The following is a 19,936-nucleotide window of genomic DNA, read 5'->3' on the forward strand; positions in this document are numbered from 1 at the left end:
GTCACCGTGTCCGCATCAGCCGCAGCTGGATCAGGCTGACGGCGAGGAGGATGAGGAAGAAGACGATCGTCTGCGCCGCCGCGTAGCCCATCTGGTAGGAGCGGAAGGCGCTTTCGTAGATGTAGAGCACCAGGGGCTTGCTGCTGTTGAGCGGGCCGCCCGCGCCGTTGTCGGTCATGTTGTAGACGGTATCAAAGATCCGCAGGAAGCCGATCGAGGAGATCACCACGAGGAAGACGATGGTCGGCCGCAGCAGGGGGATGGTGATCTCGCGCAGCACCATCCAGCGCCCCGCGCCGTCGATGCGGGCCGCCTCGTAATAGCTCGAGGGAATGGCCCGCAGCCCCGCCATGAACAGGACGATCTGGAACCCGAGGCCCGCCCAGATCGCGGGCGCGAGCACGGCCGGCAGGGCCTGCGTGGTCGAGCGCAGGAAGGGCTGCGTGTCGAGACCGCCGGCATTCAGCAGGTTGTTGAACAGCCCCACCGGCGGCGGCTGGTAGAACCAGCGCCAGACCCAGGCCATGGCGACGGCCGACGTCAGGTGCGGGATGAAATAGCAGGCCCGGATCAGCCCGTGCGCGAAGCGGACCTGATCGAGATGGTAGGCGACGAGGAAGGCCAGCAGCAGGCTCAAAGGTGTCCCGATGGCCAGGTACAGGAACGTGTTGCGGAAGGCGATCCAGAACACCGGATCCCCCACCATGCGGTTGAAATTGGCCAGCCCCACATATTTCGGCGGCGACAGCAGGTTCCACTCGCTGAAAGCGATCCCGAAGGATTCCAACGCCGGGTAGAACCGGATCAGGCAGAAGAACAGGACGGGAAGCGCGAGGAAGATCCAGGCCTGCAATGCAAGCTTGCGCTCAATCGTCATGGCCCTCCCCCACCTCATGCCGCTCGCGTCCCTCCCCTAGGCGGGTGCCGCCGCCAATTAAGTCCGTCACGTTGATTTAAGAGGAATGACCGGCCACAATGCAAGGAGGAAACCGGCTTGCCCGCCGCCGGGAGGATGCCGATGTCGCTGTCAGGGCTCGCACCGTTCGATCGCAGGGGGCATCAGCGCCGCCTGCTGGTCGATGCGCTGCGCCGGGCACAGCGGGCGTCGCGGGCCGAGCTGGCGGCGGTGACGGGCCTGTCGGCACAGACGGTCACGGTGCTGGTCGAGGATCTGGTGGCGGATGGGCTGGTGATGGAGCTTGGGCGCCGCCAGGCGGCGCGCGGCCAGCCGCCGATCGAGCTCGGGCTCAATCCTGAGGGCGGGTTCGCCATCGGCCTGCAGATCGACCAGGGCCGCGTCACGGGGCTTGTCGCCGACATCGAGACCCGCATCCGGTCGCAGGATCAGGTCCTGTGCTGCACCAGGGAGCCGGCTTCCGCGCTGGCCGATATCGGGACCTTCGTCGATCGTCTCGTGGCCGCCGCCGGGGTCGAGTTCGCCCGGATCTGGGGCATCGGCATCGTGCTGCCCGGCCCGTTCGGGCTGGAGGCCGACCGGGACGACCCGCTGACGATGCCGGCCTGGACGCAGCGGGATTTCGTGCCCGATTACATGGCCGCGCTTCGCTGTCCCGTCATCGTCGGCAACGACGCGACGGCCGCGGCGATCGGCGAGCATCTCGACGGCGTGGCGCGCGACCTGCGCGGTTTCGTCTACCTCTATATCGGCGAGGGGATCGGCGGCGGGCTCTTCATCGACGATCATCCGTTCACCGGCACCTTCGGCAATGCCGGCGAGATCGGCAGGATGCTCGTGATAGACCCCGACCGAGGGGCGCCAGCGGCTCTGGAGTCGATCGCCTCCGTCAGCGCCCTGCGCGGCATGCTGCTCGATGCGGGGTGCGACGCCGCGCTGTCGGCCGAGGCGGACGCGCTGCTCGATCTCGACCCGGCAACGCTCGACCGCTGGTTCGAGCGCGTAGCCGACGCGCTCCGGATCGCGATCGTCAACCTCGAGAACCTGTTCGATCCGGAGGCGATCGTGCTCGGCGGTCCACTGCCGACGCGCGCGCTGATGCGCCTCGCCAAGGCGCTCGAACCTTTGCCGGCGTCGGTGAGCCTCCGGCGGGAGCGCGCCCAACCACGGCTGCTGATCGCTCGTTCGGGCCGCTCGTCCTCGGCTCTGGGAGGCGCAACCCTGGCCTTGTTCCGAGCCCTCAGCCCGCAGCCGCGGGCGGCGCGGATCGCCCGGCATCGCACGCCGTTGGACTCACGCGCGCGGCCAAGGGAGCTGCGGCAATGATCATCGCGTCAGCCGAGAGGCTCCCAACGAAAGCCGCCGGAGGGCGCGGCCTCCACCGTGCCGAAGCCGTGCCGTTCCGGAAAATGCCCCGCGGCGATCACCGCGCCGATCTCATGGGCCCAGCACGCGAGAGCCTGGCGCGACGCCGCGGCAGCCGCCGGATCCGCGTCGGCCCGGTGGCCCCAGTCGGGTCGTTCGATCTGGGCGGGGCTGTGCCAGGCATCCCCGGCGATCGCCAGCCGCCGCACGCCGTCGTCGAGCACGACCCCGCAATGCCCCGCCGTGTGGCCCGGCACGGCCCGGTAGGCGAGCGCGGGGGCGCCCGGCACGGGGCACCCGGGCTGAAGCCCCGTGACCATGCCCCCTGCCAGCAGGGGAGCGATGGCACGGTCGAAGGCCTCGACATGGTGGGGCAGAGCGGACCGCTCCCCCCAGCTACGCCAGTGCGCAAGCTCCGCCTCCGGCGCGTGATAGCTGGCGTTCGGGAAACAGGCCTGCCCCTCCCGGCTCGCCCAGCCGACATGGTCGAGATGGAAATGCGTGAACAGGACCCGCGTGACCATCGTGGCGTCGAGCCCAGCCGCGGCGAGCTCGGCGTCGAGGCGGCCGCGGAGCCCGCCGAAATAGGAGCTGGGCCCTGGACCCAGCCCGGCATCGACCAGGGTCACGGCGCCGTCCTGAACCAGCGCATGAACGCAGAAGCGGGTCTCGAACAGCCCGTTCTCGGCCCAGCGCAACCGGGCCGGGGCGTCGAACTCGGCCACATGGGCGGGAAAGGCATAAAGCCAGTCCGCCGGCGGGGGCACCGCATCGGTCAGCGCGACGAGCGTAACGTCGCCGAATCGAAGTTGACGCATCCGGATTTCGCCTCGACGCCCCCATCGGGGCACTGACGACACCTCTACTGCCATAGAAAAAGGGAGACCGACATGACCAAGGACCTCACCACGACCCCACTGACGCGCCGCGGTTTCACGCTCGCCTCGGCCGCCGCCGCTTTCACGGTCGCGGCCCCCGCCGTCCTGCGCGCTCAGGCGGTGGAGATCGAATATTGGCAGTATTTCTTCAAGGAGCGCGTCGAGGCGATGGACGCGCTGATCAAGCAGTTCGAGGCCGCCAATCCGGGCGTGAAGGTGAAGCACACGCACTTCCCCTATGCCCAGTACCGCACCAAGACCGCGGCCGCCGTACCGGCCGGCGAGGGGCCGACCGTCATGCAGCTGTTCTTCGGCTGGATGCGGGAATACGCCAAGGCCAAGCTGATCCAGCCGCTGCCCGGCGACGTGTTCAAGACGGCCGACATCGACCGCGACTATTTCGACGTGGTCAAGCTGATGAAGACCGCCGACGGCTACTGGGCGCTGCCGACGGCCGTGCGCAGCCTCGGCATGTTCTACAACAAGCGCCTGCTGAAGGAGGCCAAGCTCGGCGAGACGCCGGCCGCCACGCTCGACGAATACGTCAAGTACGCCCTCGCGACGACCAAGCGGGACGGCAGCGGCAACCTCACCCAGGCCGGAGCGACGATCGGCATCCCCTCGCAGGACTATCATTGGTGGCGCGAGGTGCTCGTGCGCCAGCATGGCGGCACGCCCTATAGCGAGGATTTCCGGAAGGTCACTTACGCGAACGAGGCGGGTGCCGCGGGGATCGCCTGGTACACCGACCTCCAGCGCAAGCATAAGGTGGCCGAGGCCGGGTTCCTGTCCGAGAGCCAGGCTGCCTTCAAGGCCGGCCGCGCCGCCCAGCATGTCGACGGATCCTTCCGGCTCGGCACGTTCCGGACGGCCCGCGGCTTCGATTGGGGCGTCGCCGAGCTGCCGGTGCACAACGGCATCAAGGGCAATTACTCGTCCTATTGGGTGAACGGACTCGCGGCGAACGCGACCGGCGCCAAGAAGGAGGCCGCCGTCAAGTTTCTCGCCTTCATCACCAGCGACGACGCGATGCAGCTCTGGTTCGACAAGACGGGCGAGCTGCCGGCCAAGAAGGCCTCGGCCCTCACCCCCAAGAACCTGTCGGATCCGCTCAGCGGCCCGATGCTGGCGGGCATGAACGACGCCTTCACGACCGACTTCGTCGCGGAGGAGGCGCAGGGCCAGCTCTTCCAGGACATGCTCGACCGGATCCTGCTGCAGAACCAGGACCCGCTCGCCGCCGTCCGGCAGATGGCCGAGGCCGAGCAGAAGATGATCGACGACCACTATCGCAGCTGACCATCCACCGCGCCCTCTTGCGTGACGGAACGCTCGAGGGCGCGGGTGGCGCGAGACCGACATGGCGTTCACGGATTCCGATCTCGACCTGGCGGCGCCCTTGGCCGCCCGGGCCGTCCTGCATGGCTGGAACCCTGCCGAGACCCGGACGGGCGCCGCTCTCAGCGCGCGCGCGGGGCTGCCGGACGCGCAGAACCTGGCGCTTGTCGGCGGCCTCGTCCGGGCGGGGCTGGCGGAGCACTGTGTCGACGGTCTGCGCCGGACCCGCCGCGCCGTGCGCATGTTCGTGGCCGACCTCGGCGGCACCAAGCTTCACGCAGCCATTGTCGACGAGGCCGGCACCGTTCTGGCGGAGCGCCGTGAACCGACGGCAGACGGGGTTCAGTCCGTCATCGACCAGATCACCGCGTTGCGGAATGACTTGGCGGCAGCCTGCGCCACCCCGGCCGCAGCGATCGCCTCCGCGGCGATCGGCGTCCCGGGTGCCGTTCATCCGCGCACGGGCCGGATCAGCCTCGCCCCCAACATCGCGGGCCTCGATGCCGTCGACCTCGCCTCCGAGCTGGAGCGGCGGTTCGGGCACGGTGTGCGGATCGAGAACGACGTCAACCTGGCAGCGCTCGGAGAAAGCGCCGATGGCTGCGCGCGGGGCGTTCTCACCTTCGCCTTCGTGTCCCTGGGAACCGGGATCGGAATGGGCCTGGTGCTCGATGGCCGGCTGGTGCGCGGCCATCGCGGCATGGCGGGCGAGATCGCCTTGTTGCCCGTCGCAGCGGGCGATGCCGTCGGAAGAGCTGCCGATGAGGGCAGCATCCTGGAACGGGCGATCGGCAGCAACGGCATCCTCTGCGCCGCGCGCGCGGCCGGTCCGGTGCGGGCCGAAACCGTCGAGCAGCTCTTCGCCGAGGCTCGCCACGGATCCCCGGCGGCGCGCGCGGCGATCGCGGCGACGTCGGACACGCTGTTTGACGCGCTGATGGCCGTCAGGGCCGTGGTCGATCCCGAGCTGGTCGTGCTTGGGGGGAGCATCGGCCTGCAGGCTGAGATCGCCGACCGGGTGGCGTCGCGGGCCGAAAGCCACGCCGATCCGCTGATCGTCCGGACCAGCACGCTCGGACCCTACGCCGTGCTGGCGGGCGCAAGCCTCGCCGCGCTGTCAGCGCTGCTGGCGCCTGCAAGGGAGCGCAGACGAGGCGACTGAGGCAGGCGGCGCGGCTGATCGTCGAGGCTGCCGCGCCTCGCGGGCGTGGCGGCAGGCCAGCCACGAGCCGCCGAGCCAAGACCGACGCGGGCACTGGAGCCGTCGACAAATTCGCCAGCCCGTTGCGCCTGGGAGCCAGGATGGCCCGAGGGGAGGAGCGCCCTCCCCTCGGGTAGGCAGCCTGATCAGCTGCGCTTCGGCGGCGAGGCGGGCCAGCTCTTGATGAGCGTGTCGTAGTCCACCGTCTCGCCCTTCGGCTTCTCGTTGGCGAGCTTGCGCTGGGGCGCGATGGTGCCCGCGGCTTCCGCCTTCTTGAACCACTCCTCGGCGGAGGTCTTGGGGTTCAGCTTCGGGCCGCACTCGCCCTGCACGTTCGCCCGCTCGAGCCGGGACATCACGTCGTCCTGGGCCGCGGCGAGGGCGTCCATCGCCTGCTGCGGGGTCTTGGCGCCGGACGCCGCGTCGCCGATGTTCTGCCACCAGAGCTGGGCGAGCTTGGGGTAGTCCGGCACGTTGTTGCCGGTGGGCGTCCACTGGGTCCGGGCCGGCGAGCGGTAGAACTCCACGAGGCCGCCGAGCTTGGGCGCACGCTCCGTGAAGCTCTTGTCCCAGATGTCGCTCTCGCGGATGAAGGTGAGGCCGACATGGCTCTTCTTCAGCGAGACGGTCTTCGAGGTGACGAACTGGGCGTAGAGCCAGGCCGCCTTGCGGCGATCGACCGGGGTGGACTTCAGGAGCGTCCAGGAGCCCGCGTCCTGGTAGCCGAGCTTCATGCCGTCCTTCCAGTAGGAGCCCTTGGGCGAGGGGGCCATGCGCCATTTCGGCGTGCCGTCCTCGTTCACCACGGGCAGGCCCGGCTTCACCATGTCGGCGGTGAAGGCGGTGTACCAGAACATCTGCTGGGCGATGTTGCCCTGGGCCGGGACCGGGCCGGACTCGGAGAAGTTCATGCCGTTCGCCTGGGGCGGGGCGTACTTCTTCATCCAATCCAGGTACTTGACGATGGAATAGACCGCCGCCGGGCCGTTGGTGTCGCCCCCGCGCTCGACGGACGAGCCCACCGGGCGGCAGCCCTCCATGCGGATGCCCCACTCGTCCACGGGCAGGCCGTTCGGAAGCCCCTTGTCGCCGTTGCCCGCCATGGAGAGCCAGGCGTCGGTGAAGCGCCAGCCGAGGCTCGGGTCCTTCTTCCCGTAATCCATGTGGCCGTATACCTTGGTCCCGTCGATCTCCTTCACGTCGTTGGTGAAGAACTCGGCGATGTCCTCGTAGGCCGACCAGTTCACGGGAACGCCGAGATCGTAGCCGTACTTCGCCTTGAACCGCTCCTTGAGGTCGGCGCGCTGGAACCAGTCGTAGCGGAACCAGTAGAGGTTCGCGAACTGCTGGTCGGGCAGCTGGTACATCTTGCCGTCGGGCGCGGTGGTGAAGGAGCGCCCGATGAAGTCGGCCACGTCCAGCGTCGGGGAGGTGACGTCCTTGCCCTCGCCCGCCATCCAGTCGTCGAGGGGGATTGCCTGCTTGTAGCGGAAATGGGTGCCGATGAGGTCGGAATCGTTGACCCAGGCGTCGTAGATGTTGCGCCCCGACTGCATCTGGGTCTGGATCTTCTCCACCACGTCACCCTCCTGGATGAGGTCGTGGTTGACCTTGATCCCGGTGATCTCGGTGAAGGCCTTGGCGAGCGTACGGGCCTCGTATTCGTGGGTGGTGATCGTCTCGGAGACGACGTTGATCTCCATGCCCGCGAAGGGTTTCGCGGCGTTGATGAACCACTCCATCTCCTTCATCTGCTCGTCCTTGGAGAGCGTGGAGGGCTGGAACTCGGTGTCGATCCAGCGCTTCGCCTCCTCGGGGCCGGCGAGCGCCGCGCCCGCGCCGAGCATCAGGGCCGCGAGGCTCGCCGTGGCGATGAGCCTGCGGGCGATCGGTCTGGTCATGGTCTTCCTCCCTTGATGGGCCGGGCCTTGGGCCCGCCCTCTGTTGAGCCCCGGGCCGTGAACCCGGAGGCCTTGGCGTGCCGTCTAGACGAAGCGGAAGACCGCCGCGGCGTAGACGAGGCAGGGGATCAGCGCGAGCGCCGGATCGAGGCCGGAGAGGCCGATCCAGGCGAGCGCGATGAAGGCGGAGCCGAGGAGCGAGACGAAGAGCCGGTCGCCCCGCGTGGTAGGGATGCGCAGCGCGCCGACCCGCTCCGTCTCCGGGCGCAGGAGGGCGAGCGCGGTCATGAGCGCGAGGAGGCCTGCGATCACGGCGAAGAAGATCGCCGTCTGCGCGGTCCAGGCCATCCAGGAGACGTCCATCGAACCCTCCTCACACCCGGCCCAGGGCGAAGCCCTTGGCGATGTAGTTGCGCACGAACCAGATCACGAGCGCTCCGGGCACGATGGTGAGCACGCCCGCGGCCGCGAGCAAGCCCCAATCCATTCCCGAGGCCGAGACCGTGCGGGTCATGGTGGCGGCGATGGGCTTGGCGTTCACGGAGGTCAGCGTGCGGGCGAGGAGCAGTTCCACCCAGGAGAACATGAAGCAGAAGAACGCCGCGACCCCGATTCCGCTCGCGATCAGCGGCATGAAGATCCGCACGAAGAAGCGCGGGAAGGAATAGCCGTCGATCGCCGCCGTCTCGTCGATCTCCCGGGGTACCCCCGACATGAAGCCCTCGAGAATCCAGACCGCGAGGGGCACGTTGAACAGGCAATGCGCCAGCGCCACGGCCCAGGGCGTGTCGAACAGGCCCACCGCCGAGTAGAGGTTGAAGAAGGGCAGCGCGAAGACCGCGGGCGGCGCCATGCGGTTCGACAGCAGCCAGAAGAACAGGTGCTTGTCGCCCAAGAAGCGATAGCGCGAGAAGGCGTAGGCCGCGGGCAGCGCGAGGCCCACGGAGATCACCGTGTTGATCGCCACGTAGGTGAGCGAGTTGATATAGCCGCCGTACCAACTCGGGTCGGTGAAGATCGTACGGTAGTTCTCGAAGGTGATCCGGTGCGGCCAGAGCGTGAGCCCCGTCGTGATCTCCTGGTTCGTCTTCAGGCTCATGTTCACGAGCCAGTAGATCGGTACCATGAGGAAGGTGAGATAGAGGATCATCACCAGGGTGCGGCCTCGCATCACGCGGCTCTCCGGTCGAGCGGGATGGTGGTGGCGGGCGGCACCGCGTGGTCGGGAGCCTCTCCCGCCGCCGGGTCACCCCTGACGCCCCTGTCCGCCCCGGCATGGGTCATGACGGTGTAGAACACCCAGCACACCGCGAGGATGATGAGGTTGTAGACGATCGACAGGGCCGCCGCCTTGCCGAGGTCGAACTGGCCGAGCGCGATCTTCACGAGGTCGATGGAGAGGAACGTCGTGGCGTTGCCCGGCCCCCCGCCCGTGAGCACGAACGGCTCGGTGTAGATCATGAAGGAATCCATGAAGCGCAGGAGCACCGCGATGAGGAGGACGCGCCGCATCTTCGGCAACTGGATCGTCGTGAAGACGGCCCAGCGAGAGGCTCCGTCGATGCGGGCGGCCTGGTAATAGGCATCGGGAATGGACTTGAGCCCCGCGTAGCACAGCAGCGCCACGAGGCTCGTCCAGTGCCAAACGTCCATGAGCACGATGGTGAACCAGGCCGCGATCACGCCGCCATTGTAGTTGTAGTCGAAGCCGAGCCGGTTCAGCCCCCAGCCCATGAGCCCGATGTCGCCGCGCCCGAACACCTGCCAGATCGTGCCCACCACGTTCCACGGGATGAGGAGCGGGAGCGCCATGAGGACGAGGCAGAGCGCCACCGTCCAGCCCTCGCGGGGCATGGAGAGCGCCACCACGATGCCGAGGGGAACCTGGATCGCCAGGATGATCGCGGAGAACAGGAGCGTGCGCCAGAGCGCGGCGAAGAAGCGCCCGCCCAGATCGGTCGCGGGGTCGAGGAGCTCCTTGAACCAGCCGACGCCGTTCCAGAAGAACTGGTTGTTCCCAAACGTGTCCTGAACCGAGTAGTTCACCACCGTCATCAGCGGCAGCACCGCCGAGAAGGCGACGATCGCGAAGACCGGCACGACGAGGAGCCAGGCCCGGTTGTCGAGGGGCTTCGTCATGCGATCGCTCCCGCCGGGGCGACGAGCCGCCCGTCCGCGTAGACGTGGATACGGGAGGGATCGAGGCTCAACGAGGCCTCGTCTCCGTCGAGGGCGACGCCGTCCGGCGCCATGGCGGAAAGGGCGCAGGCTCCGAGCTCCACCCGGGCGATGCGGGCCCGGCCGATGTCGTCGATCCGGCGCACCCGCACGGGAAGCCCCGCGCCCCTGGGCGCCAGGCGGATGAACTCGGGCCGGATGCCGAGCTCGACCCGTGCCGCATCGAGGGCCGGATAGGCATGGGCGAGGGTCACCGGATGCCCCTCCACCGTCGCGAGCGCCCCGTCGACCCGGCAGGGCAGCACGTTCATGCCGGGGGAGCCGATGAAATGGCCCACGAAGGTGTGGGCCGGGCGGTCGAAGAGCTGGTCCGGCGTGCCCGCCTGCACCACGGCCCCGTCGTGCATCACCACCACCGTGTCCGCGAAGGTGAGCGCCTCGGTCTGGTCGTGGGTCACGTAGATCATCGTGATGTCGAGGCGCCGGTGCAGCTCCTTGAGCGTCGAGCGCAGCTGCCATTTCAGGTGCGGGTCGATCACCGTCAGGGGCTCGTCGAAGAGGATCGCCGCCACGTCCGGCCGCACGAGGCCGCGGCCCAGCGAGATCTTCTGCTTGGCGTCGGCCGTGAGGTTGCTCGCCTTGCGGTCGAGGGAGCGGGTCAGGTCGAGGAGCCCGGCGATCTCGTCCACGCGCCGGCGGATCACGTCCCGGGCCACGCCCCGGTTCTTGAGCGGGAAGGCGAGGTTCTCGCGCACGGTCATGGTGTCGTAGACCACCGGAAACTGGAACACCTGGGCGATGTTGCGTGCCTCCGTCGGGCGGCCCGTCACGTCGTCGTCGTCGAACAGGATGCGGCCCCGGGTCGGGGTGACGAGGCCGGAGATGATGTTGAGAAGCGTGGTCTTGCCGCAGCCCGAGGGGCCGAGCAGGGCATAGGCCCCGCCCTGGCGCCAGACGTGGTCGATCTCCTTGAGGGCGTAGTCCCCCGGACCCGAGGGGTTCGGCTTGTAGGAATGGGCGAGCTTGTCGAGGGTGATGCGGGCCAAATTGCTCTCCTCACGCCGCCTGGGCGAGGTCGCCCGAGGCCAGCGCCCCGCTCTCGTCGAAGAGAAACAGGCGGCGCGGATCGATCGAGGCGTCGACTGTGGTGCCGGGCTCCAGGCGGCGCACGCCGGGGACGAGCGCCACGAAGGCGTGGCCGCCGCAGGCGAGGTGCACGTAGCTCTCCGAGCCCGTGATCTCCGAGACGGTCACGGTCGAGGGGAGGACGATGGCCTCGCCGGATGGCGGGTCGAGCTCCAGGTGGTGGGCCCGGAAGCCCACCAGATAGGACCCGTCCGGCACCCCGGCGAACGCGCCCAGCGCCCTCGCCTCCCCGCCCGTGCCGAGGGCGAGCGCGCCGCCCTGCTTCACGGCGCGCAGGGTGTTGAGGGGCGGGTCGGAAAACACCTGGGCGGTGACGACGTCCCGGGGCCGCCGGTAGACCTCGGGCGTCGGCCCGAACTGGGTGACCCGGCCCTGATGGAGCGTCGCGGTGTTGCCCCCGAGCAGCAAGGCCTCCGAGGGCTCGGTGGTGGCGTAGACGAAGACAGCTCCCGAGGCGGCGAAGATCCGGGGCAGCTCCTCCCGGAGCTCCTCCCGCAGCTTGTAGTCGAGATTGGCGAGCGGCTCGTCGAGGAGGACGAGGTTCGCCCGCTTCACGAGCGCGCGGGCGATCGCCGTGCGCTGCTGCTGGCCGCCCGACAGCTGAAGCGGCTTGCGGTCGAGATAGGGCTCGAGGCGCAGGAGGGCGGCGGCTTCCCGCACCCGCGATTCGATCTCGGCCCGGGGGAGCCCTGCCACGCGCAAGGGGGACGCGATGTTCTCGTAGACCGACAGGGAGGGGTAGTTGATGAACTGCTGGTAGACCATCGCCACGTTGCGGCGCCGCACGGGCAATCCCGTCACGTCCCGCCCGTCGGCGATGACCCGGCCGGACGAGGGCACGTCGAGCCCCGCCATCAGGCGCATCAGGGTTGTCTTTCCCGCGAGCGTCGCCCCGAGGAGCACGTTGAGGGAGCCGCGTTCGAGGGTCAGGGACACGTCGCGGAGATGGGTCTCCGCGCCTACGATCTTGGAAACCTGTTCGAGAACGAGCGACATGCGAGGGGTGATGTCTCCTCCTGCGTCGCGGGATGATGGCACGGCGTGGCCGGGGTGGGAACAGACAAGGCTGGCGCCGTCCCCGGCTTAGATCGCGGCTTCCCCGGCCGATCCCATGACCGAACCGCTTCTGGGCGAGGCATCCGCCTGACCCGCGCCCCCTCCCCCGCGGGCACGATCATACCGGCCGACGCCCGAGACGGCGAGCGCTGCCGGATCGTGTCATCTAGCCAGGAACCTCGGCGCAAGCGAAGCCGGGCCGCGTGCGGACGGTTCCGGGTTGAGGCGTAGGTATTCGGGCGTCTGCGTCACGCCGAAGGTCCGGCCCGCGTCGATGCGCCGGAAGGAGAGCCCGAGCTCCGCGCGCAGCCAGAGCACCTTCTGGACGTTGATCGAGTCGGCGCGCCCCCAGACCGTCGGCATGTCCATCCCCTCGGCATGTCGCGGCCCCGGTCCGGTGCCCCGTCAGCCGAGATCGGGTTGCAGGGCCGCGTGGAAGGCCTCCGGCGCCTCATACTGAACCCAATGTCCCGCGCCCTCGATCGTGACGAACCGGAGGGCGGGATCGAACCGGCGCAGGAGCGCCTCGCGCTCGAGCAGGTGCCCCAGGGCTGTCGCGTCATGCTCGCCCCAGATCGCCGTCAACGGCACGGACACGTCGCGAAGGCAGGACGTCAGGCTGTCGCCTGAGGCGTAGCGCAGGCTGCGGAAGCGGGTCCGCCGCGCGTTCCGGGCTTGAAGCGTGACGGCGAGCGCATCGATCCTGGCGGCATCGTGGATCATGAGCCGCGCAAGGTTGCGCCGATGGGCCGCCATCTCGTCCGCCTTTCCGGGGACCGCCCACCAGTTCTCGAGCGGCTCCATGGGCGGAGCCGGCAAGCCCAGCGCGCTGGCGCCCACGAGCACGAAACGCCTGAGCCGCGATTCCATCCGCCTCGCGACGACGCCCCCGACGGTCGCCCCGAAGGAGAAGCCGATGAGAGTCACCGGCGGCGATGGCAGGATCTCCTCGAGCCCGCAGGCTATAACGAATCCGAGGGTTTCGAGGGTCGCGTCGGGCAGCCTATCGGAATCGCCGTATCCGGGCATGTCGGGCACGAGCAGGCGGTTCGTGCCTGACAGGGCCGGGATGTTGGCAAGCCAATGCGTCCACGAGCCATGCCCGCCATGGAGCAGGATGACCGGAGCTCCATCGCCCCACGATCGCCAGACCATGCGGCCGCCGGGGAAGGAGGTCTCGATACGCTCTGCGGCTGCCTCGACGGCGGCCGGGTCCGCGGGCTGCGGCCCCCGTGTGGAGCGCCCCAGGCGATGCCCGCGGGCACCGGGGGTCGGCCGGCCCCGCATCAGCGCTGCCCGAAGCCGGCTCCGGCGAAGAGCGTCTCGAACCCGCGCGGCTGCGAGCGCCAGTACTGCCTCGGGGCTTGCACGCTGGCGCCCAGCGCCGCGGCGGCGTGCCAGGGCCAGCGCGGGTCATAGAGCATCGCCCGCGCGAGGGACACGGCATCGGCGGACCCGCTCGCCACGATCTGCTCCGCCTGCTCCGGCTCGGTGATCAGGCCGACCGCGAAGGTGGGCAGCCCGACCTCGCCGCGGACCCGTTGCGCGAACGGAACCTGGTAGCCGGGGCCGATCGGGATGGCCTGGGCGGCTGACACGCCGCCGCTCGTCACGTGGATGGCGGCGCAGCCGCGTGCCTTGAGAGCGAGCGAGAGCGCGATCGTGCCCTCGACGTCCCAGCCGCCGCTCACCCAATCGGTCGCCGAGATGCGCACCCAGACCGGCCGCTCCGGCGTGAACGCCTCCCGGACCGCGTCGAACACCTCCAAGGGGAACCGCATCCGGTTCTCCAGGCTGCCGCCATAGGCGTCCTCGCGCCGGTTGGCGAGAGGGGAGAGAAATTGGTGAAGCAGATAGCCGTGCGCGGCATGAACCTCGATTCCCTCAAGGCCGAGCCGTGCCGCACGCCGCGCGGCCCTGGCGAAATCCTGCCGGATCTGGTCGAGCCCCGCCCGGTCGAGGCCCGTGGGCTCGTCCTCCTGCAGCAGGTGGGGGATGGGCGAGGGAGCGACGGTCTTCCAGCCGGCGAGCTCGTCGGGCCGGATCTGGGCGCCGCCCTCCCAGGGCGGACGGCTCGATCCCTTGCGGCCGGCATGGCTGAGCTGGACGGCGAGCGGCATCGGCGAATGGGCGCGCACCGCGTCGAGCACGCGGCCCAAAGCCGCTTCGTTGTCGTCCGAGTAGAGGCCCAGATCCGCCGGCGAGATGCGTCCCTCGGGCGAGACGGCCGTCGCCTCGAGGATCAGGAGCCCGGCCCCGGACAGGGCCAGGTGGCCGAGATGGATCAGATGCCAATCGCCGGCCGACCCGTCCCGGGCCGAGTACTGGCACATGGGGGCGATCAGGATGCGATTGGGGAGGGTGAGGTCTCCGAGGACCAACGGCTCGAACAGGCGGCTCATGGACGTTCCTTCGTCAGGTCGGCGCGAGGCGGTCGAGCGAGCGCTCAGGCGCTGCGCGCCTCGAGGCTCGACAGGCCCGCCACCAGATCGCTGAAGCGCTCTCCTTGCACGACGATATGGGCGCGCAGCTCGCGCGCCGCCGCCCTGGGGTCCCCGGCCGCGATCGCAGCCGCGATCCGCTCGTGCTCGTTGAGCGATGCGTGCACCCTGCGCCCGACCCGCAGCTGGAGGCGCCGGTATGGGCGAAGCCGCCGGTGGAGGGCGCTGGCCTGCTCCGCCAGGAAGGCATTGCCGCTCGCCTCGTAGATCGCGAGGTGGAAGAGCTCGTTATCGGCGTAATAGGCGTCCGGATCGCCCCGCTCGGCCGCCTTGCGGCAGGCCTCCAGGGCGGCCCCGATCGCGGCGCGGTCCCGAGGGCGGGCACGCCGAGCGGCGAGCCGTCCGGCCATGGCCTCGAGCTCGCCCATGACCTCGAACATCTCGACGAGACGCGCCGGTGCGATCGTCGCCACGACCGCGCCCCGGCGGGGCCGGATCTCGACGAAGCCGCTGGCCGCGAGCTGATGCAGGGCCTCGCGGACGGGCGTGCGCGACACGTGGAACCGCGCCGCGAGCTGCGTCTCGTCGAGCCGCTCGCCGGGCGCAAGCGCGCCGGTCGCGATGAGGTCCTCGATGGCATTGCGCAACCGAGCGCCGCCGGTGGACATGGTCGCCCCTCTCGTGTGCATAGCAGGCAAGCTTGTATACACAAGATTGACAGGGCAGGCAAATCCGTCTTAAGTCGGCGTTAAGCAGCGGGCTTAGACCCCGAACAAGGGGGCGCGCCCGATCAAGCAAGACAGGTAGGAGACCGCCCATGACCATGTCCCGTCGCAGCCTTCTGCAAGCCGCCCTGGCCGCGCCCGCGGTCATTGGCTTCGCCCGGCAGGCGCACGCCGCTCAGACCCTGAAGATCTCCCACCAGTTCCCCGGCGGGACGGTGGACGAGGGCGACTTCCGCGACCGCCTCTGCCGCAAGTTCGCGCAGGAGCTCGAGAAGCGCTCCAACGGCGGGCTTGTGGCGCAGGTCTATCCAGGCTCCTCGCTCATGAAGACGAATTCCCAGTTCTCGGCCCTGCGCAAGGGCGCCTTGGACCTGAGCTTCTACCCCCTGCCCTATGCAGGCGGCGAGGTCGTCGAGACCAATATCGGCCTCATGCCCTGCCTCGTGACGAGCTACGAGCAAGCCGCAGCGTGGAAGAAGGCGCCGATCGGCCGCAAGATCACCGAGATCATGAACGCCAAAGGCATCGTCATGGTGTCCTGGGTGTGGCAGTCGGGCGGCGTCGCGAGCCGCGAGCGTCCGCTGCTGAGCCCCGAGGACGCGAAAGGCATGAAGGTGCGCGGCGGCTCGCGCGAGTTCGACCTGATGCTCAAGGCGGCGGGCGCCGCGACCCTGTCGCTGCCCTCGAACGAATCCTACGCCGCCATGCAGACGGGAGCATGCGACGCGGTGGTGACCTCCTCGACGAGCCTCATCTCCTTCCACCTCGACGAGCTCTCCAAGGGCTTCACCTCAGGCCAGGGCCGCTCCTTCTGGTTCATGCTCGAGCCGCTCATGATGTCGAAGACGATCTTCGACGCGCTGCCGAAGCCGCAGCAGGACCTGATCATGCAGATCGGCGAGGAGATGGAGTCGTTCGGGACGGAGGGCGCCAAGGCCGACGACAAGCAGGTCGAGGAGGTGTTCCGCAAGGCAGGCGCCAAGGTCGTCGTGATGGACGAGCCAACGCTCGGAAAGTGGCGGACCATCGCCCGCGACACCGCCTGGAAGGATTACGCCAACCGCAACGCGACCTGCGCGGAGTTGCTCAAGCTCGCGGAGGGCATGGCGTGAGCCACGGGTTCGAGCTGGAGGAGCGCCCGGCGGCCCAGGCCGGCACGGGCCTCCTCGACCGGGTGGCCGCGACGGTGAACCGCCTCGTCATGGTGCTGGGCGGGGTTGCGCTCATCGCGGCGTCGCTGGTGCTCACCTATTCGGTCGTGGCCCGCTACGTCCTGAAGATCGCGACCGACTGGCAGGATGAGTCCGCCGTCTTCCTGCTGGTGGGCACCACCTTCCTGTGCGCGGCGGCGGTTCAGGCGCGCCGCGGCCATGTCGGGATCGAGGCCGTCGCGAGCCTCCTCTCGGAGCGCGCCAACCGACTCCGACTTGTCGCCGTCGACGTCATGAGCGCGGCGTTCTGCGCCTTCTTCGCCTGGAAGAGCTGGACGCTGTTCCACGAAGCCTGGATCGACGACCAGCATTCAACCTCATCCTGGGGACCGCCCCTCTGGATTCCCTACTCCTTGATGGCGGCCGGCATGACGCTTCTCACCCTCCAGATCGCCCTTCAGCTCGCCCGCGGCCTCACGAGCCGGCAGCAGGCGGATACCCGCGCCTCCACGGGCAGCGCCGTCCAGGGAGGGGCGCCGACCCCGGGCTCGGCCGCGGACGCCGTCATCCACCAGAAAGCTCCGGAGGGCTCCGCCCGATGAGCACCGCGGCCATCGGCTTTCTCTACGCCGGAGCCACGCTCGGCGTCATGTTCTCAGGCATGCCAATCGCCTTCGCGCTCGGTGCGGTGGCGGTCCTGTTCATGGCCTTCTTCATGCCGGGTGCGTCCCTCGATACGGTGACGCAGAACGTCTACGAGGAGATGGCCTCGATCACGCTGCTCTCGATCCCGCTGTTCATCCTGAAGGGCGCGGCGATCGGGAAGTCGCGGGCGGGCCAGGACCTCTACTCGGCGATGCACGCTTGGATGCACAAGATCCCCGGGGGCCTGGGCATCGCCAACGTCTTCGCCTGCGCGATCTTCGCCGCCATGGCGGGCTCGTCGCCCGCGACCTGCTCGGCCATCGGCTCGGCCGGTATCCCGGAGATGCGCCGACGGGGCTATTCGGGCGGCTTCGCGGCCGGGATCATCGCCGCCGGCGGAACGCTCGGCATCCTCCTGCCGCCCTCGATCACCATGATCCTATACGCGGTCGCGGCGGAACAGTCCCTCGGCCGCCTCTTTCTCGCGGGGATCGGGCCGGGGCTCCTCCTCGTCACGCTGTTCGCGATCTATGCGGGCGTGCGTTTCCGTCAAGAATATGCGGCAGCCAAGCGTGCCTATGAGGCAGGCGGGGCGCGCTCGCCGATCCTCGCGGAGGACACGTACACGATGGCGCAGCGGCTCGGCACGCTGCATAGGGTGCTGCCCTTCATCATCCTGCTCACCGGCGTGATGGTTGCGCTCTACGGCGGCTACGCCACGCCCTCCGAGACCGCCGGGCTCGGCGGCGTCCTGGCGCTCGGTCTCATCGCCGCCGTCTACGGGGTATGGCGCCCGCGCGACCTCGAGCCGATCCTGTCGGCGACGATCCGCGAGTCGACGATGCTGATGCTCATCATCGGCATGTCGCTCCTTTACTCCTACGTGATGAGCTACCTGCACATCTCGCAAGCAGCCGCCCAGGCGATCGTCGCACTCCAGCTCTCCAAGTGGGTGCTGCTCGCCGCGATCCTGCTCCTCGTCGTGGTGCTCGGCTTCTTCTTGCCGCCAGTCTCGATCATCCTCATGACGGCGCCGATCATCCTGCCTCCGCTCAAGGCCGCAGGCTTCGATCTGGTCTGGTTCGGGATCGCGATGACGATCGTGATGGAGATGGGCCTCATCCACCCGCCGGTTGGGCTCAACATCTTCGTCATCAAGAACATCGCGCCCGAGATTCCGCTCGGCGACGTCATCTGGGGGACAGTGCCCTTCGTGTTGCTCATGGCACTCGCGATCGTCCTGCTCTGCCTCTTCCCGGGGATCGCGACCTGGCTGCCGGACGCGGTCATGGGAGTGAAGTAGCGCGCCGAAAGGACCCAGTCATGGACGTCTCGTGTCCCAGCAGCCTTCTCGCGAAGGTTCCGGAACGCGGCCGACGCCTCGTGAAGCGCCCCGAGCCGCGTGCACCCGGCACGACGCGGACCTTGACCGCGGCAGGGATCGCCTGGCCGCCTGATCGGATCCTCGGGCCTGTGTGACCGTACGAGCAGCCGGGTCGCCGACGCGGACCAGCGCTCGCGGTCCGGGGTCAACAGCCCGAAGCACGGCTCGGCGAGGGCGCCGCGGCGAACCGATCGAACGAGCCGAGGGAGGGCTGCCCCGAGGGGTCAGCCGTCCGCCACATCTTCAGGAGGGCCACGGGTGCCAGCGATCTCGTTCTTCACAGACATGATCCAGACCATCGCCGACCGGGGCCGCTCGCTCATCACGCGGCCAGGCGAGGGCCTGCGCTCGGCCCGCGACCTCGCGGGTCTCGCCGAGGAGATCCTGTCGGGACGCGGCGAGGCCTCGGCGGTGGCTCGCGCCCGCGACCTCCTCGACCTCTACGCCGCGGCGCCGCCTGAGACCCGCCGCGCCTTCCTCAAGCGTCTCTCGGCGGATTTCGGGCCCGCCATCGACCGCCTCGATGCGGCGATCGAGGCCTACCGCGCCGATCCGACCCCCTCCACCGCCCGCGCCCTGCATCAGGCGAGCGAGCCCCGCCGCCAGGAGCTGATGCGCCGGCTCAACCGGGCGCCCGGCGGCACCCTGTCGCTCGTTCGCATGCGTGAGGACGTGCTGCCCTTCCTCGCCGACCATCCCGATCTCGCCGACGTCGACGCCGATTTCGCGCACCTCTTCGGGTCCTGGTTCAACCGCGGCTTCCTCACCCTCAAGCGGATCGACTGGACGAGCCCCGCCAACGTGCTCGAGAAGATCATCGCCTACGAGGCCGTGCACGCGATCCAGGGCTTCGAGGACCTGCGCCGGCGCCTGGCGCCCCCGGACCGGCGGCTCTACGCCTTCTTCCACCCGGCCCTCGTCGAGGAGCCGCTGATCTTCGTCGAGGTGGCGCTCACCCGCGACATTCCCGGCGCGATCGGGCCGATCCTCGCCCCCGCCCACGCGCCCCTCGCGGCCGCCGAGGCGACGACGGCGGTGTTCTATTCCATCTCGAACTGCCAGCGGGGGCTCGCCGGCATCTCCTTCGGCAACTTCCTCATCAAGCAGGTGGTGGAGGAGCTGCGCCGCGACCTGCCGGGGCTGAAGACCTTCGTCACCCTCTCGCCGGTCCCGGGCTTCGCGGCGTGGCTTGCCCGCGAGCGCGACCTCGAGGGCTCCGCCTTCCTCACCTTCGAGGACCGCGCCCGCCTCGACGCCGCCCTCGACCTCGGGGCCTCCCTGGACGAAGGCGGGGGCGACCTCCAGGCGCTGCTGCGGGAGCTCGCCGCCACCTACCTCATCCGGGCGAGGACGCCGGGCGGGCGGCCCGTCGACCCCGTGGCCCGCTTCCATCTGGGCAACGGCGCGCGCCTGGAGCGCATCCATCCCCGGGCCGACCTCTCGCCCCGGGGCATCGAGCAGGGCGCGGGCTTCATGGTGAACTATCTCTACGACCTCGATTCCATCGAGCGGAACCACGAGGCCTTCGCCGAGCGGGGCGAGGTCGTGGCGGCGGCGGATCTACGCCGCCTCGCCCGCGTGCCCAGAACGCTCGCCTCCGCCTGAACGAGA

19 protein-coding genes are annotated in these 19,936 nt (G+C 69.3%); 7 read left to right on the forward strand and 12 right to left on the reverse strand.

Going from position 1 to position 19,936, the window contains the following annotated elements:
* Window position 1: 1 nt before the first annotated feature.
* Entirely contained in the window at window positions 2–877 is an 876-nt protein-coding gene (locus tag F0L46_RS22415; RefSeq protein WP_240540116.1) for a carbohydrate ABC transporter permease, read from the reverse strand.
* Between the two features lie 141 nt (window positions 878–1,018).
* On the opposite strand from F0L46_RS22415, the gene F0L46_RS22420 reads away from it, so the two are divergent.
* Window positions 1,019–2,242 (forward strand): ROK family transcriptional regulator, encoded by a 1,224-nt coding sequence (locus tag F0L46_RS22420; protein ID WP_188312092.1) that lies wholly within the window; start codon window positions 1,019–1,021, stop codon window positions 2,240–2,242.
* Window positions 2,243–2,250: 8 nt separating this feature from the next.
* Here F0L46_RS22420 and F0L46_RS22425 read toward each other — a convergent pair whose 3' ends face one another.
* Window positions 2,251–3,099 carry an MBL fold metallo-hydrolase gene (locus F0L46_RS22425; RefSeq protein ID WP_188312093.1) on the reverse strand — a complete coding sequence of 283 codons (849 nt, stop codon included), beginning with the start codon at window positions 3,097–3,099 and terminating at the stop codon, window positions 2,251–2,253.
* A 72-nt stretch (window positions 3,100–3,171) separates the two neighbouring features.
* On the opposite strand from F0L46_RS22425, the gene F0L46_RS22430 reads away from it, so the two are divergent.
* Window positions 3,172–4,458, forward strand: a complete 1,287-nt coding sequence (locus tag F0L46_RS22430) for an extracellular solute-binding protein (RefSeq protein ID WP_149821825.1) — start codon at window positions 3,172–3,174, stop codon at window positions 4,456–4,458.
* A gap of 61 nt (window positions 4,459–4,519) precedes the next feature.
* Window positions 4,520–5,659 carry an ROK family protein gene (locus F0L46_RS22435; protein ID WP_149821827.1) on the forward strand — a complete coding sequence of 380 codons (1,140 nt, stop codon included), beginning with the start codon at window positions 4,520–4,522 and terminating at the stop codon, window positions 5,657–5,659.
* 185 nt (window positions 5,660–5,844) lie between these two features.
* On the opposite strand, the gene F0L46_RS22440 is transcribed toward F0L46_RS22435, so the two are convergent.
* The 10 genes from F0L46_RS22440 to F0L46_RS22485 form a co-directional block, all read right to left on the reverse strand.
* Entirely contained in the window at window positions 5,845–7,599 is a 1,755-nt protein-coding gene (locus F0L46_RS22440; protein ID WP_149821829.1) for an ABC transporter substrate-binding protein, read from the reverse strand.
* An 84-nt stretch (window positions 7,600–7,683) separates the two neighbouring features.
* Complete coding sequence (locus F0L46_RS22445; protein ID WP_149821831.1) at window positions 7,684–7,962, reverse strand: DUF2160 domain-containing protein; 279 nt, start codon at window positions 7,960–7,962, stop codon at window positions 7,684–7,686.
* A gap of 10 nt (window positions 7,963–7,972) precedes the next feature.
* Window positions 7,973–8,770 (reverse strand): carbohydrate ABC transporter permease, encoded by a 798-nt coding sequence (locus tag F0L46_RS22450; RefSeq protein ID WP_149821833.1) that lies wholly within the window; start codon window positions 8,768–8,770, stop codon window positions 7,973–7,975.
* On the reverse strand, window positions 8,770–9,738 hold the full coding sequence (locus tag F0L46_RS22455) for a carbohydrate ABC transporter permease (RefSeq protein WP_149821835.1): 969 nt from the start codon (window positions 9,736–9,738) through the stop codon (window positions 8,770–8,772). Before F0L46_RS22455 ends, F0L46_RS22450 begins: the two co-directional genes overlap by 1 nt.
* Complete coding sequence (locus F0L46_RS22460) at window positions 9,735–10,823, reverse strand: ABC transporter ATP-binding protein (RefSeq protein ID WP_149821837.1); 1,089 nt, start codon at window positions 10,821–10,823, stop codon at window positions 9,735–9,737. Before F0L46_RS22460 ends, F0L46_RS22455 begins: the two co-directional genes overlap by 4 nt.
* A 10-nt stretch (window positions 10,824–10,833) precedes the next feature.
* Window positions 10,834–11,919 carry an ABC transporter ATP-binding protein gene (locus F0L46_RS22465; protein WP_149821839.1) on the reverse strand — a complete coding sequence of 362 codons (1,086 nt, stop codon included), beginning with the start codon at window positions 11,917–11,919 and terminating at the stop codon, window positions 10,834–10,836.
* A gap of 222 nt (window positions 11,920–12,141) precedes the next feature.
* Window positions 12,142–12,342, reverse strand: a complete 201-nt coding sequence (locus F0L46_RS22470; protein WP_149821841.1) for a thioredoxin domain-containing protein — start codon at window positions 12,340–12,342, stop codon at window positions 12,142–12,144.
* Between the two features lie 42 nt (window positions 12,343–12,384).
* Window positions 12,385–13,134, reverse strand: coding sequence for an alpha/beta fold hydrolase (locus tag F0L46_RS22475; protein WP_188312094.1), 750 nt, complete (start codon window positions 13,132–13,134; stop codon window positions 12,385–12,387).
* Between the two features lie 131 nt (window positions 13,135–13,265).
* Complete coding sequence (locus tag F0L46_RS22480) at window positions 13,266–14,381, reverse strand: NADH:flavin oxidoreductase/NADH oxidase (RefSeq protein WP_149821845.1); 1,116 nt, start codon at window positions 14,379–14,381, stop codon at window positions 13,266–13,268.
* 44 nt (window positions 14,382–14,425) lie between these two features.
* Complete coding sequence (locus F0L46_RS22485) at window positions 14,426–15,088, reverse strand: GntR family transcriptional regulator (RefSeq protein ID WP_149821847.1); 663 nt, start codon at window positions 15,086–15,088, stop codon at window positions 14,426–14,428.
* A gap of 149 nt (window positions 15,089–15,237) precedes the next feature.
* On the opposite strand from F0L46_RS22485, the gene dctP reads away from it, so the two are divergent.
* From dctP to F0L46_RS22505, 4 genes are all read left to right on the forward strand, one after another.
* Window positions 15,238–16,257 (forward strand): TRAP transporter substrate-binding protein DctP, encoded by a 1,020-nt coding sequence (gene dctP / locus F0L46_RS22490; RefSeq protein ID WP_149821849.1) that lies wholly within the window; start codon window positions 15,238–15,240, stop codon window positions 16,255–16,257.
* The gene (locus F0L46_RS22495; RefSeq protein ID WP_438646703.1) at window positions 16,254–16,898 is read left to right on the forward strand and encodes a TRAP transporter small permease; all 645 of its coding nucleotides are present in this window, start codon (window positions 16,254–16,256) and stop codon (window positions 16,896–16,898) included. Before dctP ends, F0L46_RS22495 begins: the two co-directional genes overlap by 4 nt.
* The gene (locus tag F0L46_RS22500; protein ID WP_149821851.1) at window positions 16,895–18,244 is read left to right on the forward strand and encodes a TRAP transporter large permease; all 1,350 of its coding nucleotides are present in this window, start codon (window positions 16,895–16,897) and stop codon (window positions 18,242–18,244) included. The genes F0L46_RS22495 and F0L46_RS22500 overlap by 4 nt, the downstream gene beginning before the upstream one ends.
* A gap of 366 nt (window positions 18,245–18,610) precedes the next feature.
* Window positions 18,611–19,930, forward strand: a complete 1,320-nt coding sequence (locus tag F0L46_RS22505) for a malonyl-CoA decarboxylase (protein ID WP_149821868.1) — start codon at window positions 18,611–18,613, stop codon at window positions 19,928–19,930.
* Window positions 19,931–19,936: the final 6 nt, after the last annotated feature.

This window comes from Salinarimonas soli, assembly GCF_008386575.1.
GTDB lineage: Bacteria > Pseudomonadota > Alphaproteobacteria > Rhizobiales > Beijerinckiaceae > Salinarimonas_A > Salinarimonas_A soli.